Origin of the sequence: Paenibacillus terrae (assembly GCF_000943545.1) — a bacterium.
Classification (GTDB): domain Bacteria; phylum Bacillota; class Bacilli; order Paenibacillales; family Paenibacillaceae; genus Paenibacillus; species Paenibacillus terrae_A.
Genome location: NZ_JTHP01000023.1, coordinates 1 through 15,746 on the forward strand (window position 1 = coordinate 1; position 15,746 = coordinate 15,746).

Annotated in this window: 17 protein-coding genes and 1 pseudogene; 11 read left to right on the forward strand and 7 right to left on the reverse strand. The window is 41.7% G+C overall.

All coding sequences use genetic code 11. The annotated features are described in order from the left end of the window. Window positions 1–278 precede the first annotated feature (278 nt). Complete coding sequence (locus QD47_RS12885; RefSeq protein WP_044646513.1) at window positions 279–1,334, forward strand: acyltransferase family protein; 1,056 nt, start codon at window positions 279–281, stop codon at window positions 1,332–1,334. Between the two features lie 262 nt (window positions 1,335–1,596). Here QD47_RS12885 and QD47_RS12890 read toward each other — a convergent pair whose 3' ends face one another. After that, entirely contained in the window at window positions 1,597–2,577 is a 981-nt protein-coding gene (locus QD47_RS12890) for an SPRY domain-containing protein (RefSeq protein ID WP_044646514.1), read from the reverse strand. A 227-nt stretch (window positions 2,578–2,804) separates the two neighbouring features. Here QD47_RS12890 and QD47_RS12895 point away from each other — a divergent pair, with 227 nt between their 5' ends. Further along, on the forward strand, window positions 2,805–3,035 hold the full coding sequence (locus QD47_RS12895) for a hypothetical protein (RefSeq protein ID WP_152643802.1): 231 nt from the start codon (window positions 2,805–2,807) through the stop codon (window positions 3,033–3,035). A gap of 144 nt (window positions 3,036–3,179) precedes the next feature. On the opposite strand, the gene QD47_RS12900 is transcribed toward QD47_RS12895, so the two are convergent. Continuing rightward, window positions 3,180–3,833, reverse strand: a complete 654-nt coding sequence (locus QD47_RS12900; protein WP_052646770.1) for a hypothetical protein — start codon at window positions 3,831–3,833, stop codon at window positions 3,180–3,182. Between the two features lie 240 nt (window positions 3,834–4,073). Between QD47_RS12900 and QD47_RS12905 the strand changes: the two genes are divergently transcribed. After that, window positions 4,074–4,889, forward strand: a complete 816-nt coding sequence (locus tag QD47_RS12905) for a DUF2935 domain-containing protein (RefSeq protein ID WP_044646515.1) — start codon at window positions 4,074–4,076, stop codon at window positions 4,887–4,889. A 369-nt stretch (window positions 4,890–5,258) separates the two neighbouring features. Here QD47_RS12905 and QD47_RS12910 read toward each other — a convergent pair whose 3' ends face one another. Further along, entirely contained in the window at window positions 5,259–5,951 is a 693-nt protein-coding gene (locus QD47_RS12910; protein WP_044646516.1) for a YukJ family protein, read from the reverse strand. A 145-nt stretch (window positions 5,952–6,096) separates the two neighbouring features. On the opposite strand from QD47_RS12910, the gene QD47_RS12915 reads away from it, so the two are divergent. The 3 genes from QD47_RS12915 to QD47_RS12925 all read left to right on the forward strand — a co-directional run bounded on the left by QD47_RS12915 (window position 6,097) and on the right by QD47_RS12925 (window position 7,825). Beyond that, window positions 6,097–6,981, forward strand: a complete 885-nt coding sequence (locus QD47_RS12915; protein WP_044646517.1) for a C1 family peptidase — start codon at window positions 6,097–6,099, stop codon at window positions 6,979–6,981. Between the two features lie 16 nt (window positions 6,982–6,997). Further along, window positions 6,998–7,312 (forward strand): protease inhibitor I42 family protein, encoded by a 315-nt coding sequence (locus QD47_RS12920; protein ID WP_044646518.1) that lies wholly within the window; start codon window positions 6,998–7,000, stop codon window positions 7,310–7,312. Window positions 7,313–7,543: 231 nt separating this feature from the next. Then, window positions 7,544–7,825: a hypothetical protein gene (locus QD47_RS12925; RefSeq protein WP_044646519.1), complete on the forward strand. Its 282-nt coding sequence runs from the start codon at window positions 7,544–7,546 to the stop codon at window positions 7,823–7,825. Window positions 7,826–7,861: 36 nt separating this feature from the next. Here the strand turns inward: QD47_RS12925 and QD47_RS33165 are convergent. Continuing rightward, window positions 7,862–8,113, reverse strand: a pseudogene (locus tag QD47_RS33165) (transcriptional regulator); the annotation flags it as partial. A 269-nt stretch (window positions 8,114–8,382) separates the two neighbouring features. On the opposite strand from QD47_RS33165, the gene QD47_RS12930 reads away from it, so the two are divergent. Both QD47_RS12930 and QD47_RS12935 read left to right on the forward strand, forming a co-directional pair. Further along, window positions 8,383–9,675, forward strand: a complete 1,293-nt coding sequence (locus tag QD47_RS12930; RefSeq protein ID WP_014279530.1) for a homocysteine synthase — start codon at window positions 8,383–8,385, stop codon at window positions 9,673–9,675. Window positions 9,676–9,902: 227 nt separating this feature from the next. After that, a complete protein-coding gene (locus QD47_RS12935; RefSeq protein ID WP_161797177.1) occupies window positions 9,903–11,906 on the forward strand; it encodes an FAD-dependent oxidoreductase in 2,004 nt (667 codons plus the stop codon). A 57-nt stretch (window positions 11,907–11,963) separates the two neighbouring features. On the opposite strand, the gene QD47_RS12940 is transcribed toward QD47_RS12935, so the two are convergent. Next, window positions 11,964–12,341, reverse strand: coding sequence for a VOC family protein (locus tag QD47_RS12940; protein WP_044646520.1), 378 nt, complete (start codon window positions 12,339–12,341; stop codon window positions 11,964–11,966). 170 nt (window positions 12,342–12,511) lie between these two features. Here QD47_RS12940 and QD47_RS12945 point away from each other — a divergent pair, with 170 nt between their 5' ends. The 3 genes from QD47_RS12945 to QD47_RS12950 all read left to right on the forward strand — a co-directional run bounded on the left by QD47_RS12945 (window position 12,512) and on the right by QD47_RS12950 (window position 13,573). Then, complete coding sequence (locus QD47_RS12945) at window positions 12,512–12,805, forward strand: hypothetical protein (protein WP_044646521.1); 294 nt, start codon at window positions 12,512–12,514, stop codon at window positions 12,803–12,805. A gap of 195 nt (window positions 12,806–13,000) precedes the next feature. Then, window positions 13,001–13,165, forward strand: a complete 165-nt coding sequence (locus QD47_RS32535) for a hypothetical protein (RefSeq protein WP_200893430.1) — start codon at window positions 13,001–13,003, stop codon at window positions 13,163–13,165. 99 nt (window positions 13,166–13,264) lie between these two features. After that, window positions 13,265–13,573 (forward strand): LexA family transcriptional regulator, encoded by a 309-nt coding sequence (locus tag QD47_RS12950; protein WP_044646577.1) that lies wholly within the window; start codon window positions 13,265–13,267, stop codon window positions 13,571–13,573. 882 nt (window positions 13,574–14,455) lie between these two features. On the opposite strand, the gene QD47_RS12960 is transcribed toward QD47_RS12950, so the two are convergent. Both QD47_RS12960 and QD47_RS12965 read right to left on the reverse strand, forming a co-directional pair. Then, a complete protein-coding gene (locus tag QD47_RS12960; RefSeq protein WP_044646523.1) occupies window positions 14,456–15,124 on the reverse strand; it encodes a hypothetical protein in 669 nt (222 codons plus the stop codon). A 188-nt stretch (window positions 15,125–15,312) separates the two neighbouring features. Continuing rightward, entirely contained in the window at window positions 15,313–15,558 is a 246-nt protein-coding gene (locus QD47_RS12965; protein ID WP_044646524.1) for a hypothetical protein, read from the reverse strand. Window positions 15,559–15,746 lie beyond the last annotated feature (188 nt).

Genomic DNA, 15,746 nt, shown 5'->3' on the forward strand with positions numbered 1-15,746 from the left:
AGGCATTTCATTAATATGTGATATCGGACGTACTGCATTGCTAAAAATTGTATAAATGATTCAGTCTGTCAGATCAGACTATGTCGCAAAGCTGGGAGTTTAATTCCCTTCACCAACACATTACAAACTCAAGCACAGCGCGATCTCTACGCTTTTGGAGGCCGTGTTTTTTTGTATAAAAATGGAGGGTGTGATGGTATTAAAAAAATAAATATTCTATATTTTTTGTTTGTGCTAATATATCTCTATTCAATTACAACTAGAAAAGAGGATATTGTGTGCACCATGATAAGGAATTAAAGCTTGCAGAAACAAATATTGCAAAAGGTATTGCTGTAATACTACTTTTGATTCATCACCTCTTTGCTTTTCCTGACAGAATAAAGTACGACTATGTTTCATTATTTAGTTTATTTCATGAAAGAGGGGAGTTCTATCTAGGACATTTTGGCCAAATAGCAATATCTATTTTTTTATTTTTAAGTGGTTATGGGTTATATAAGAGCAATATCCAAAATCCACATCATTTATTGCAGAAAAGCTTTACGAGATTAAGCAAAATAATGATAAATTACTGGGTTGTTTTTTTGCTTTTTATTCCAGCCGGTCTATACTTCTTTGGAAATTCCGATAGATTTCAAAATAATTCAATAATGGATTTTTTGCGGAATTTTATAGCACTATCAAGTTCATATAATGGTGAGTGGTGGTTTTTATATGATTATATTCTGCTGCTATTAATTTTTCCGGTCACCTTCCAAGCCTTTCAACGTAACGCGTGGGTAACTCTACTAATTGCCGGTCTTATTTTTTATAATTCATATTCACAAGGAAATTATTACAGTATTATGTATTGGCAGTTGCCGTTTATGATAGGGTTGTTCTTTGCTAAATATAAATTGTATTCATGGATGAGTAAGATTTATAATTCCATAATATTCAATAATATACTATTTGATATTATAATAATTGTAGTGTTATTTCGCTTTCGTACTACGAGTCAAATATTTGAGAAGACAACGATTGATATTATAATAGCCCCTGTATTTATCCTCGTTAGTATTCATTTAATGAATAAATTAAAACTAACCAGACCTTTTGCTTACCTAGGTAAAAATTCAATGAATATTTGGTTAACTCACACCTTTTTTTGTTATTATTATTTTCAGAGTATTGTCTTTTTCCCCAAGGTATCTATCTTGATCCTGTTGTGGTTAACGTTGTTAACGGTACTTACTTCAATTATAGTTAACAGCATCATTAGTCTTATTAATAACAAAGTGTACACTAGAAATATTGATCTAAATCCAAACAAAGTTGGGGGCCAAGTGTAGGTTTCTATCTGTTTGAAAAAGACTACTGAATACGTCACGGACACTCATTCGAGAGTATTTTATTAAACTTAGGCGCAGCTTCCAGGTTTTTTGGAAGCCGCGCTTTTTTTGTTGAAATAAGCGATTTGCAAACAGTTTGAAACCTTTGGTCTAGAAAAAATGTATCGTCCAGTACAGCAATTTAGGCGTGATTTCGAGATTAGAGTAACTGTAAAGAAGGACTTCATTGGCATGTTAGCCGATATGAAGTCCTTTATAATGGTTATTTAGTTGAATATTCGCTTACTTCAAATGTGAGAATTTTATTGAAGATTACGTAGTCTTTACGGTTGCTGAATGGACCTTTGTTGTTATTATGCTTATCAATGGCAAAGAATGAAGCGCCTCTGCCGGCATCTTTTGCATCATACCAAGCGATGAAGGCACTCAGTTCTTTCTTACTCAGATCGAACTCTTTATCCAATCCATTGTCCATTGTTACAGTCAGAATAGCGCGGTCACCAGTTGGTTGGGAGGACCCATCTGTATCCGACGGATCCGGTGTTGTAGACGGATCAGGCTTTGTAGACGGATCCGGTGTTGTAGACGGATCAGGCTTTGTAGACGGATCCGGTGTTGTAGATGGATCAGGCTTTGTAGATGGGTCAGGTTTTGTAGATTCGCCAGTAGCTTGATAAGGTAAAAAACCTTCTGGTACAGAATATTTAAAAGCGCTTGCTCCAAAATTGGCTTCGTAAGTCATTGTTCCAGATGTTCCATTCATGACCATCGGGAAAACCTGAGACCCTTCTAGTTCAGATGGTTTAACGGTGTTGGCTCCCAGGGAAACACCATTCTTGTACCAAACAATTTTATCGCTATCTAAATCCAGTGCAACACCGATAACATCATTAAGTCCAAACGTAGGACCATAAGCTGTTCGTACGTCTGATGTAATGTTATTTATAATTTGACCACTATAACCGTAGTATCCTTGATATTTCGGACCAGATTCACCTGTTATTCCTACTAATGAAATACTGTGGCTAACCTTTACTTCCCAATACCATTTTCCTTTTGTTTTTCCCACTGTCGCTTTGTCGCTTTGTCCTACGCTCCCTAGAGAAGTTACTACAGATCCGTTTTTCCAAGTTACATTTGTAGTCTCAGCTTTTGTAACGGTAGGGAACAATGAGAACACTGAAACCCCAATGATAAGAGCTAACATGATTGTTCCTAGTTTTTTAAACATGATATTTTTCATGACTTCCTCCTAATATATGTAGTGACAACTGAATTATAAAATGGGGTTAGAAGGATTGTCTAAACATTAAAGTCTATATCTATAAATAAATGTGGATTTTTGGGATATTAATTTATGGCCATGGCAATAATCTCGTTATTGTACAGCAAGTTAATCCGCAACAGAGATTTTTGTCGTAGAAGGAATTGTTATACTGTTCACCGAATGGAATATTTGAGGTGATCGTCTTGAAGCATACATATAAGGTATTAAAAACAGACATGGAGCTATTTGGAGCTGCGTTGACTCAGTTGCACGTGTACGTTGTATCCGTTGATGAGGAATTACGAGTGACATTTGAAGATTATGGGGGAGTGGTGGAGGAGATTACGTGGGAGTCGGTTAGGGTTGCTAGTAAAGATTTTATACGAGAACAGTTTGAATTTCGGGCAAACTTAAAGGACTCCGCTGGCTTATAGCCAGGTACGGAGTCCTTTCGTTTTAGTTTCCCGCCCAAGAAAGGCTTAGGCTGTAAATTCAGTGCTGCGTTCGGGAATTGCTTCGGACAAAGGACGCCTTTCAAGCCTTTTGAAGGCTGTACCTTTTTGTTGAAATGAGTGTAATTACATAAATATTACAGGGAACTGTTTAGCGATTGCGTCAGTGATCGTATCCGCCATCTCTAGCGCTTCCGCCTCGATTTTATCATATACCTGAACACTTGTTTTATAATCCTTGGTGATCATGGAGACAGCCTCTGACTTTGTTAAAGCTAAGTGTTCGTAGAACATTTTCCTGAATTCTTCTTTAGGTAGATAGGGATTGATACGGCTTAAAAACTCGGAAATTTCATCGGCGTTGGAATACCACTTTTTTTCTGTAGCTGCAACCAGATTTTGATCTCCTGCTATGGCTGCTTTAACAAGATCCGCAGCAAGGACTAAATGTTCCCTAATTAAGTTACTGTATGTTTGAGCAACATGATCACCATAAAAAGGTCGAAGTGAATTCCCCATATCTGTTGCATTTTGAAGAAGCCGGGCGGTAACCACGTTCACATCAGGTAAATGAAAGACCAAGCTAAGGATGGTCATCCTGGTCCAGGCTATATGTTGTTCCCACAGCATACGCATGAAGCTTTTCAATTCAACCTTCGCCTTGCTTACACAATGAGGATTTTTGGTCATTAGATGAGCAGGTGTTACTTGATCCGATCGCCAATAATGATCGTATGGTTGTATTACATGAGAAAATACACCCGTTGAATAAGGAAACATACTTTTTCACTCCTTGTTTCGATAAATTTGTATACCACTTGTATCTGCATATATAGTGCTACATTATTCGAACTCATATTGTTGGGTGAATGTCCATAAAAAAAGTCATCTTCTAGCAGAACTTCTAAACAACTTCGGAATTAGATTAGTATGAGACGCGGGACTTCGATAATCATAATGACAAGGCATATTCCATATGACTAAGTAAGTGCTTTTTGCTCACATAGAGGAGGGATATGATTGGATGCATTCGTTGCGCGCTCATTAGATGAGATACGATTTTGGTCCAGGATCATGAAGGAGCATTCATTTTTTCTGGGGTTAGGTTTTAGAGCGGAAGATACTCAACTCATTACAGAAGCCAATCAGTTTCACACTATTTTCGAGGATATTGAGAGAAGATCACACGAATTTAATATCGATACAGACCCTCACACAATCAAAGAGTTTAATACGGAGGTCCAGAATGCAGCGACCCATATTTGGGCGTTTAAGAGAATGGTATTGGGCCTTATATTGCAATGCAAGCTTCCCGGACAAACCAATTTCCCTTTACTGGTAGATCATATAAGCCGGGAAGCGAATTATTTCAGAAACCGTTTAGAGGAACTCAATTCAGGAAAGCTCGAACCATTACCCGATGCAATTATTGATGAAAATGTATTTTTCTTAAAAATTATGGCCGATCACGCAAAGTTTATAGGCCATTTGCTTGATCCATCCGAACGTAAACTGGTTGAACAAGCTAGGGAGTTTAGTAATGATTTTGATACACTGATGTTTCAAGCAATTGATTTAAGTCATATGCGGCCACAGTCGCAGACCGTTCCACTCTTGAGTCAATTTGTTGATGAAAACCGTGTCTCTGTTAAGTCCTTGCGTGATTTTAAGAAAACAGCGCGTGATTTAATCGACGAATGCCGAATAAAAAGTATTATCCATCCTTTATTAGCCGATCATGTATTTCGTGAAGCTGAGCGCTTCCTTTTTATTCTCGATATGTTTGATCAATCTTTATCAGGTGTTAAGGTGAATAAGAAAGAAATCATGCACTGATATGCTGTCGCTGCTGTGTAGCATAAATAATTAAAACGTAATCCTTCAGACTGGGACACAGTATTCCCCAACAGGAGGTGTGCCAAGACCATATCTTTTTAAATCCTAATCAGGTGTCGAAATTTATAAATCATTACGTTGGGCCCTTTTCCTATATCTCAAAAAAAGGAGAAACCCTGCCTTGTGTAAAGCGGGTTTCTCTACTTTGTAGAGATCATTTTATATTGTCGTCGATTCGTAATTTTAACTCAGCATTTTGCATCATTCGATTCCCAACGCTTAAAAGTACAATATATAGACAAACTAGACCGTTTTGATCTATATATTGCTGATTTGAAATCGCTCTTGGGATTTATGCAAAATGCTCAACTATGAATGTACAGTGTTTTTCTGTTCATGTTCTTCGTGACTACATACTTTAAGTGTATAACCTGTATCATCGTTAGTACACCATGACTGAGATTGAAAAGCCAAGAATAATGCGGCCCAACGGTCTTTAAACTGAATTAGCAATCCCCCGTCTTGCCAAACTCCATTATCTTTTTCCCATTTGGGATTTCCTGAGTTTCCTTGATTCATATGAATATCGTGAACTCCATTTCCGGGTTTGAAATGAAAGTATTCATCCTCCTTATGTTCAGGGCCAAATCGTTCTCCATAAGCATATATAACAGCTTCTTCATCAATGGCTTTTTGAACATAGTTTGTTAACTTTTCGTACAAATCGTTGTCGGGACCAGGTTTAATATTTGGGAGTGGTGTCATTTGTTTAGGATCAAACAGACGGCCCCTGACATAATCCAAGGCAATCTCCCGATTGTTTTTATTGATTCCAGTGAAGCCTTCTGCCATACCTTGCAGATGGGTAATTTGCGAGGAATTAAAATTTTCGCCAATCAAATAAAGAACTTCTGACGGCCAAGCTTGTGATTGGATATTAATGGCTAATCTGAACTTTTCTTTGCTATGCGATACTTCCATGAGCACTTCTAGATGCTGGTCATCTTTTCCTAATTTAAATTCTTTAGGAATTGCTTTTAGCACACCGTATTTAATGGGCATTGTTATAGTCTCCTTGCAATTAATTTTTTACATTTTCTAGCGTGTCTTATATTTGTGTTTTTATGTTGGGTAATTTAGGGATTATAAATTTTTTTGAAAAATGGAACAATAACTCAGTATTTAATAAACAAAGGAGGAAACAAAAATGTCAGAGGTTAAGGGATTGGGCTTAACCCCATCTCCAATAGATAAAAGGGATATTTTTATGTCTTCTATTTTGCCGCCTTTTATTATTCCATCAAAATTTGAAGTTAAAGGAATAACTCCTGTAAGAGATCAGGGACACGAAGGAACGTGCGTTGGATTCTCCTGCGCTGTAGGTATGAAAGAGTGGCAAGAGAGAGATAAACATGTCGGACTCTCACCCAGGTACCTTTACGAGAAGGCAAAAGCAGCAGATTCAGCTCCAGATAATACACCTCGATGTACTCCTGATGGAGACGGGACATCTATTAGGGTAGCCATGGATATACTAAAAAAACAGGGAGTATGTGAAGAAAGCTTTTGGAAGTATGAAGCCTGTAATCCTGGTAGTCCCCAAGCTGGAGCAGATACAAATGCAGCAAAATATAAAATAAAAGCATATGCAAATCTGGATACGATAAAAGCAATGCAGAGAAGCTTAGTTGTAAACGGCCCTTTTGTAGTCGGAACATCAGTGTATAAAAATTGGATGGATCCAAACGTAGCAGCTACAGGTAAAATACCTTTACCCGGAAGTAGTGAATTTATAGGTGGACATGCCATATGTATTGTAGGCTTCGATGATGACACCCAAATGTTCAAATTTAAAAATTCATGGGGAACTCCTTGGGGAGATAATGGATTTGGCTACTTACCTTATGATTATCGTGTTCAAACCCAAGCTGAACATTTCTTTTTCGAAGCATATAGCGCAACTGATCTAATCGACAATGTTGACGCCTTAGTCAATGCTAAGGAGAAAATACTGCAGCAACTGGGTGAAGAGTTTAAAGAAGAGATTGAGCTTCATCATTGGGGAGGAGATCAGGTTATTAAATATCACTAGAAAGTCAGGTGATTTAATGATCATTTCCATTGAAGAGAAGGACAATGGTAAAATCCTCCGTCTAAAAAAAGGCGAAGCCTTCCAGATTACCCTACTTGAAAATGCATCTACAGGATATACATGGTTGGAAGAAATCGTTTCAGAGAAAAATGTGGTTTTGCTTGAGAAAGAAGATTATGTTGGTAACCACACTGTAATTGGAGGATCTGGTGTCCGAGCTTGGACGTATACGGCAAATGAAGCAGGTCAGAGAAAGGTGAGATTTCATTACCAAAGGCCGTGGCTACAGGAGGCTGTAAAAAGTTTTGAAATTACGGTTATTGTCATATAGGGACGCTGAAAAGCGTTCCTTTTTTATTTCTGTGTTTTAATAAGGGGATTCCATCCAAAAGAATATATACCCCAATTATCGGATCAGGGTTATGACGTCATTTGTCCAAATCTACTGGGAAGAGAAACACCTTTAGTCTGTGCTTCCCGTGTGCTGCAATGGCTGTCTCAGTCCAGTGGTTAGTAACCATTCAGGATGTGAACCCGTCTGAGTATTCAGGGGGGATGATCAATGAACAGCTTCACGTTGTTTAGACGAACTATAGCAGTAGCTAGTACCGCAGTGTTACTATTATCCGGCTGCACGCCAGCGAAGGACGAGGAACATGAAAAATCGTCTGTAGAATCCACACAAGTGGGGCCATCGGATAAGCACGAAAAAGAGTGTTCAAATGTAACTATTGATTACGTTGCCTATCATATCCAATCTAAAGCCTTCTATCCTGCCGGATATGCTACTCCTGAACTGGCTCAGCTTGTGGAAGAACAACGTAAACGAATATACGCTAAATAAAGGACTACAGCTCAGAATTATCCTTCCCGATCTCTCCGAAAATACTTCTTTAAAACCTCTTTCACCTATTTGCTGTAATGTATATTGCTCGGGTTTTGGGCAGACGTTGAATCCAGTTTAATTCGAATAATCTGCCCAAAAGAGCATTCCCCAAGGCTCCGGCCAGATGGTGGCATCGTTCACTCCAATCCATGCATTTATGTGAGAAGGAGCGGCGCTTTTTTTCGTTGCTGGAAGATTGATCTGGAAGGCAGCGAAGAACGCCTTCCCTTTTGCGGTAACGGAGAACCCGCCATTATTTCGGCCTTGGTGAGCAGTTGGGCAAAACCTTCCGGTCTGAAACCTGAAGGTAGTTGAGTTAGAAATAGAGCATTACTACGAAGGTGTCGGGTGTATTGCGCAAAGTGGTATAAACAGCATGAGTCAAATTGGAAATTTATAATTTCCTACCTGAATAATGAGAATTATCTTCCCAATTCGTTCTTTTTGTGCGAGAATGAATGAAAAATCATCCATGATTGCGCTTTACAGCACGTATAACAAGGGAGGAAATAACCATGTCAGAAGATCGCAAGCTGTCATTCGAAACTCTCGCTGTCCATGCCGGACAACAAATTGATCCTACTACCTTTGCCCGCGCCGTTCCGTTATACCAAACCACCTCGTATGGATTTCGGGATGCCGAGCATGCGGCTGATTTGTTTTCGCTAAAAGAGTTCGGCAACATTTATACGCGCCTGATGAATCCGACCACGGATGTGTTCGAGCAGCGGATCGCAGCTCTGGAGGGAGGGGCTGGCGCGTTGGCAACGGCTTCGGGAGCAGCAGCCATTTCCTTTTCCATCCTGAACATCGCGGGAGCAGGGGATGAAATTGTGTCGGCATCCAGTCTGTATGGCGGTACATATAATTTGTTTTCCACGACGCTACCCAAGCTGGGCATTAAGGTGCATTTTGTGGATTCGGATGACCCGGAGAACTTCCGTAAAGCCATTACGGATAAAACGAAGGCGTTATATGCCGAGACGATTGGCAATCCGCAGGGCAATGTGCTGGATGTGGAAGCCGTGGCGGCGATTGCGCATGAATACGGTATTCCGTTGATTGTGGATAACACGTTCCCAAGCCCGTACTTATTGCGTCCTATCGAATACGGAGCGGATATTGTCGTGCATTCTGCGACGAAGTTCATTGGCGGACACGGAACGTCCATCGGTGGGGTGATCGTGGATAGCGGCAAGTTTGACTGGAAAGCAAGCGGCCGTTTCCCGGGACTGACCGAGCCGGACCCGAGCTATCACGGGGTTGTATACACCGAGGCGGTGGGGCCTATTGCATATATTATCAAGGCGCGGGTACAACTGCTGCGTGATCTGGGGGCAGCTATTTCACCGTTCAACTCATGGCTGCTGCTTCAGGGCTTGGAGACACTCCATCTGCGGCTGGAAAGACATAGCCAGAATGCTTTGAAGGTAGCGCAATATCTCGAAAGCCACAAGGATGTGGAGTGGGTCAGCTACACCGGATTGCCAAGCCATCCATCCTACGAATTAGCCCAAAAATACTTGCCGAAAGGGCAAGGGGCGATCCTGACCTTCGGTATTAAGGGCGGCAGTCAGGCGGGAAGCAAGCTGATTGAAAATGTGAAGCTATTTTCCCATCTGGCGAATGTAGGTGATTCCAAATCTCTGATCATTCATCCGGCTAGCACAACGCATCAGCAGTTGAATGCGGAGGAACAGGTTGCTGCCGGAGTCAAGCCAGAGCTGTTGCGTTTGTCCGTCGGGACGGAAGCGATAGACGATATTTTGTACGATTTGGAGCAGGCGATCGCGGCCAGCCAGCAGTAGTTAAGTTAGCAGAGGCCAGAGTCGTTGGCTTGTTAAGTAAAGTGTGACAGGGCATTCGTGCAGGAGTTCATAAGTGGTTTTTCAAACCGGATCGGTTTTCGGTCCGTGGTTGATCAGGTGGGGGTAACCTCCACCTTTTTTGCGTCCATGTCATGGAGAAATAACGTTGACAATATACCCCCATAGGTATATATTATACCCCATAGGGTATATAAGGAGGGGAAGAAATGGGCAGAAAAATAGTTATTATTGGCGGGGTAGCAGGTGGAGCTTCTGCTGCGGCGAGATTGCGTAGATGGAACGAGGAAGACGAGATTATGATGTTTGAGCGCGGAGAGCATGTTTCTTTTGCGAACTGTGGTCTTCCTTACTATATTGGCGGCACGATTCATGCGCGGGAGAAGCTGTTCCTCCAGACACCTCAAGGGATTCGGGACCGTTTTAATATAGATGTACGGGTATTTACCGAAGTTATAGAAATAGACCGGGAGCAGAAGCTCATCCGCTTCCGTGATGTAATGACAGGAACAATGGGGGAGCAACCGTACGACTTGGTGGTTTTGTCCCCAGGGGCCAAACCGATGATACCTGATATTCCCGGATTAAACGAAGCCACTAATCTATTTACGCTAAGAAATATTCCTGACACGGACGTGATTAAGGCATATGTAGATGAAAAGCATCCGCGACATGCCACTGTAATCGGCGGCGGATTTATCGGGCTGGAGATGGCTGAGAATCTGCGGGACCGTGGACTTAAGGTAACGATTATCGACCAGGGAGAACAATTGCTTAATCCGCTAGATCCTGAAATGGCTAAACTGGTGGAACAGCATATGAAGCTGAACGGGATGGAGGTGCGTTTAAAGGAAGGGGTCGCGGCTTTTGAAGATCAGGGTACACGGCTCCGTTTGGCTTCCGGGGGTATGCTTCAGACGGATTTGGTTATTCTGGCGATTGGTGTTGTTCCCGAAAATGAGCTGGCCAAGCAAAGCGGATTGGAGCTTGGTTTTCGCGGGGCTATTCAGGTGAACGCTCAACTGCAAACCAGTGATCCGGCCATTTATGCGGTAGGCGACGCCATTCAGGTCAAAGACCGCAATCACGGGTTTGCGACCATGGTATCGCTGGCCTGGGGAGCCAATCGGCAGGGGCGTTTGGTGGCGGATCATATGAACGGTCAGGCCATTTCTTATGATGGCGCGCTCGGAACGTCCGTGATTAAGACGTTTGCCTTGACCGCAGCATCTACAGGCAATAACGAAAAAACATTGCTGCGGCTGGGCGTTCCCTATAAGGCTGTTCATATTCATCCCGCTTCGCATGCAGGTTATTATCCCGGGGCATCGCCAATTTCCATGAAGCTGCTCTTTAACCCGGAGACGGGAATGATATATGGGGCACAGGCCGTTGGAGTCGATGGAGTAGACAAAAGGATTGATGTGATTGCGACCGCCATTCGTGGACATTTGGAGGTGCGTGAGTTGGCTGATATCGAACTCGCTTATGCACCCCCGTATTCTTCGGCTAAAGATCCTGTCAATATGGCTGGTTATGTGGCTTCGAATATCATGGATGGGCTGGTCCAAACGATGCAATGGCATGAAGTCGATGATTTTTACCGCACAGGCGGCGTCATTATTGATGTCAGGGATGAGGTGGAGCTGCAAGCAGGAGTCATTCCGGGTTCTATCCATATTCCTTTGCCAGAGCTGAGAGAACGGATGTCGGAAATCCCCCATGATCTGGAGATCGCGGTATCCTGTCAGGTTGGCTTGAGGGGCTATATTGCGGCTCGAATGCTGACCCAATATGGTTATCAGGTGAGAAACGTTGATGGTGGCTACAAGACATATTCAGTTATGGCTGAACGGGATTCTGATTCTGATCTGCCTACAGGGGGCGAACTGGACGAGGAAGCTAAAGACGGATCCGGCGTTCCTTCGAGAGTTGCGGAAGAATCCGTAAGTCCCCACACAGAGCTAACCCTGCTGGATGCCTGTGGATTGCAATGTCCCGGTCCTATTCTCAAGGTATATGAAGCCGTTAAGGCTATGGAAGAAGGACAAAAACTGGAGGTTACAGCAACCGATTTCGGTTTTGCGAGAGATATTGAAGCATGGTGCCTCAAAACCGGGAATACGCTGGAATCTCTGGGAGTGTCTCATGACAAGGTTAAGGCTGTAGTGCGCAAAGGTTCCAGCAAGTCGCCTGCTGTTAACAGCCAATAGTTGGCAGTAAAAGAATACAAGCAGGACAACGTTGATGCTGTCCTTTTTAACCACAGATCAAGGACGACGGTTTTTAAAATAGTTCATAACCCATCCAATGTGATTGAGATGGTCTGTCACTTCGCCATGCAGGGCACCAAAAAAAGTATCTTGAAGCTCTACGTCAACGGTACCTTTTTCCGCCAGTGCATGGTAAGCCTGTTTAAGCTCCTCTTCGCTGTCAAAGTCGAGAATGATTTGTACATGCTGAGCTTTTAGCGGTTTACCGTAGGAATCGGAAAAATGGATGTGACTGCTGCCCAGGTGAAGCTCAGCGTGTAAAAGCTTGCCTTCTTGCTTGTTCAGCACTTTAATTTCTCCGCCCAAAACAGACTGATAATAATCCACCGTTTGCTGGACATCGTTCACAATGACAAAAGGACTTGCACTTCTCATGGTTCCATCTCCTTTTAGGTCTTTATGTAGTTACAATACATTATTTACGTTGCCTACAGGGTTTACCCCTTTTCATTTCAAATTATGGCTTGGTTCACTGTGTGACGTCTGTTACAATAGAAGGGACATTTACGAATGGATAGAAAAAAGATCGGACGGTGAGCATTTCTATGCTTTGGGAAGCAACTATATATTTTGTGATTTTGGTAATTTCTGCTCTAAGCGTGATTGTGGTATCAGGTAGCCGGAGGACGGCGAGTACAATTCTTCTGGTGCCCATCGTTTTATTTTGTACGATATTTATGGTGCAAGGTTCAGTACTTACAGCGGTGAAGCACCCGACGATGGGAGCTAATGTTGGTTCGGGCATGGCATTTTTAACAACTTGGGTAGTCACCGGAATATTGTTTGCTGTGACGATTGTGATTACTTTCGTTAAATATAGCAAGAAGAACAAGGCGTAATTCAGCCTTAACCTCAGATGAATTAGGGCTTGCGGTCATTTGCCGAAAGCCCTTTTTGTATTTAATTAGCATGTACCGATTTACCTCAAGAAGATACCTGTTGTGGAGCGTTTGGAAAAAAATAGAGCTGGATTCCAAAAAGAGGTTTACAGGATTAGTTGGGAAGTGTATACATATAGTAAGGAGGCGATTGCCATGAGTGATCGTGCATTTCATCTGTTCTACATTATTTTCCTGACGGTTCTGGCATTAGGAAGCGTTGGTGGAATCGTCTGGTGGCTGCGTTCTATCGGTCGTCAGGAGAAAAAAAAAACTGAATTTGAACCGGACCGTGAAAGTCCAAAATGCAGCTTCCAGTAGGAGGGTGCATTTTTATGTGTTATAATGGGAACATATGTTCTTTGTGATGGTGATCCTGGCCGTTGGTTGCTTGGGGAACCTGGAAAGGGAGGAAAGATGATGTTGCCTGATTTGGAACGAAAGCTGTTACGGATTCTGTATAACTATTTTGCCCAGCATCGCCATATGCCGACGATGACGGAATTGACCGTCAAAACGGGGAAGAGGGACAGCGAGATTACAGCCGCTTTGCGGCATATGGAAGAGGAGCGTTATATTACATGGGAAAATAACTCCAGTACTCAGCATGTGGTTTTGCTGGAAGGGTGGGAGCGGCCTTCGGCGGACAGGGGCACCCGCCCGGAAACAGGGCGATCAACTACGCCAACCACGCCGCAGGGCGGCACGGAATACTGGACGAATTATTAGAGTAGAACACAAAGCTGGAAAATTAATGAGTTTTTAAGGTGCATATCATTTAGTTTTAAGAAAGGGGGACTATAATGACTCTATTAACCCCTTTTTGATCAAGCTATAGGCCCTGCCGGTGTATCGGTGGGGTCATTTTTTTGTTCATAGATGCTCTCGGCGGTACTTGCTAGATACATATGTACATTAAAAATCCCCCGGGGATCATCCGGAGGATGGGTGCAGCTTGCGTGAACTGCACGGCCTGCTCGAACTTCATGGTTCGACGGCATAATATATATTCAACCCCTGCTGCCTTGCATAATATGGTCAGCATGTTCATAAGGGGCAGTCCGATTCCACTGCTCATTTTCCAAACGACAAAAGCCCTACCTCTCTTTCGTCCTTGCGGCTCCGATGACCGCGCCAGTGTGAATGTGAAAATCTTCGGCAAAAGCTCAAAATTCTACATTAGGGTTATACATAAAATTTGGAGAAGCTCCATGCGGTGATTAGGAGTAATAGCTTGTTGCGCGGAATCCTATGGGGTTTAATACATACTTTAATATTATAGCAAGAACGATTAAAAAATGCAAGGCATTTCTGGTTTTTTTTATGATAGATTGGAAAAAAAACCGGATAAGACTGTATGAGCGCTCCAGAGCCGCAAACTGCTTGAGCACTGGCGGTGTTGAGTTGGCCATCCAACTTGTTGCCTTTGGCATAAGCCTTGTCTTCACGGACATAGTAGACAACGCCCATTGGCCAACCTGATCACCAAGGCTCGAAAGCTGTGGTGTGTTCCTTATTTGATTTTCATGATACAAATTTACCACATGAAATCCAACGGCAGATCATAAAGCGGTCAAATTCCGCTCAAAAAAAGGTCATAATATTTTGATTCTAACTAATGGATATATACATAATTGCTTTATCGACAGGATTTACAGATACTCTCATTGATTTACATACGCTTGCAAAACATCTTACTGCTAAATAATCCTTAAATGCTTCACCTAGATACCATTGGTGCGGTAGTAAAACTAATTCCCCCGCCTCTCTTATAAAGGTATTGTTTAAGAATGTCCACAACTCAATGATTGATTTTTCAGATGACCTCTGGATCAACTCAATATTGACTTTGTATTCTTTCTCTTCCGAATAATTAATACCCACAGAATTATTTCTGTACAAACTATATACAATTGGATTTATTTCACCAGAGTCCATCACTTTTTCAATAAACCTTTTTGAAATACCCCTTACTTTACTTAACATAATTTGAGCTTGCTCCTTATACTCAACGATTGTACACTCTTCAAAATGTGACCCTATCTCTTGTAATACTTGCACTTTAGTATCTTCATCAAAAACTGGAATATGTAAAACGGCATTTGAATCACCTGTTTCGAATGGCAAAAGAAAAAATTGAGCCAATACTGATAGATTATTCTCACTGCTCTCATTTGTTTTAATTTTTTTAATGCTAGGTCTATCAAAAATAGTGGTCTTGTTGTTATTTTCGATAGTTGTTTGTTCTTGATTATTTAAAATCTCTTCAAATAGTTTCATCTTTATTCCTCCTCTATAAAAACACAATAACAAATACTTAGTACTAAAGACAAAAAGAGAACACAAGAAGTGAGGAGTAATTGTCCATTAGACCAAACTAAAGAAATATTAACATGAATTATTTTATTCTTTTTATCATCCATTGTAATAGTCCAATTTCCCAATGCAGTGCTTCCATCCACATCAACCTAGAAATCTAAAGTTGCATACAGAACTTTCGTTTTTTGAGTAGAAAAGTCTCCATACACCGAATTACTTACAGAGTTATCCGTGATTTCTAATGGAATATTGACTGTAACATGTTGTCCTGATGATGAAGCAGTTGAGTTCAGCTTTCCTTCAGATTGTGTAACCTCTGCAAAAGATTGAGTAGGAAAAACTAAAACAAGAGCTGCTAACAAAATCGAACATAATAATTTTTTCATGTAAATCATTCTTGTAATCCTCCACCCGTTCGCATCATGGCAACCGCGTATCTTGGGATACGCGGTTTTTTTGTTACAGCATTTTGCATCATTCGATTCCCAACGCTTAAAAGTACAATAGATAGACAAACTAGACCGTTTTGATGTGCAGATTGCTCAAGCAAGAAGGTTAACTTTTGCCGACCGGACTCCGATAT

Bases quoted from the DNA above. Each gene is read 5' to 3' on its own strand.
- QD47_RS12910 (WP_044646516.1), bottom strand. From the start codon at position 5,951: ATGCCCATTAAATACGGTGTGCTAAAAGCAATTCCTAAAGAATTTAAA.
- QD47_RS12940 (WP_044646520.1), bottom strand. From the start codon at position 12,341: ATGAGAAGTGCAAGTCCTTTTGTCATTGTGAACGATGTCCAGCAAACG.
- QD47_RS12920 (WP_044646518.1), top strand. From the start codon at position 6,998: ATGATCATTTCCATTGAAGAGAAGGACAATGGTAAAATCCTCCGTCTA.
- QD47_RS12950 (WP_044646577.1), top strand. From the start codon at position 13,265: ATGTTGCCTGATTTGGAACGAAAGCTGTTACGGATTCTGTATAACTAT.
- QD47_RS12945 (WP_044646521.1), top strand. From the start codon at position 12,512: ATGCTTTGGGAAGCAACTATATATTTTGTGATTTTGGTAATTTCTGCT.
- QD47_RS12965 (WP_044646524.1), bottom strand. From the start codon at position 15,558: ATGATTTACATGAAAAAATTATTATGTTCGATTTTGTTAGCAGCTCTT.
- QD47_RS12960 (WP_044646523.1), bottom strand. From the start codon at position 15,124: ATGAAACTATTTGAAGAGATTTTAAATAATCAAGAACAAACAACTATC.
- QD47_RS12915 (WP_044646517.1), top strand. From the start codon at position 6,097: ATGTCAGAGGTTAAGGGATTGGGCTTAACCCCATCTCCAATAGATAAA.
- QD47_RS32535 (WP_200893430.1), top strand. From the start codon at position 13,001: ATGAGTGATCGTGCATTTCATCTGTTCTACATTATTTTCCTGACGGTT.
- QD47_RS12930 (WP_014279530.1), top strand. From the start codon at position 8,383: ATGTCAGAAGATCGCAAGCTGTCATTCGAAACTCTCGCTGTCCATGCC.
- QD47_RS12925 (WP_044646519.1), top strand. From the start codon at position 7,544: ATGAACAGCTTCACGTTGTTTAGACGAACTATAGCAGTAGCTAGTACC.
- QD47_RS12900 (WP_052646770.1), bottom strand. From the start codon at position 3,833: ATGTTTCCTTATTCAACGGGTGTATTTTCTCATGTAATACAACCATAC.
- QD47_RS12935 (WP_161797177.1), top strand. From the start codon at position 9,903: ATGGGCAGAAAAATAGTTATTATTGGCGGGGTAGCAGGTGGAGCTTCT.
- QD47_RS12890 (WP_044646514.1), bottom strand. From the start codon at position 2,577: ATGAAAAATATCATGTTTAAAAAACTAGGAACAATCATGTTAGCTCTT.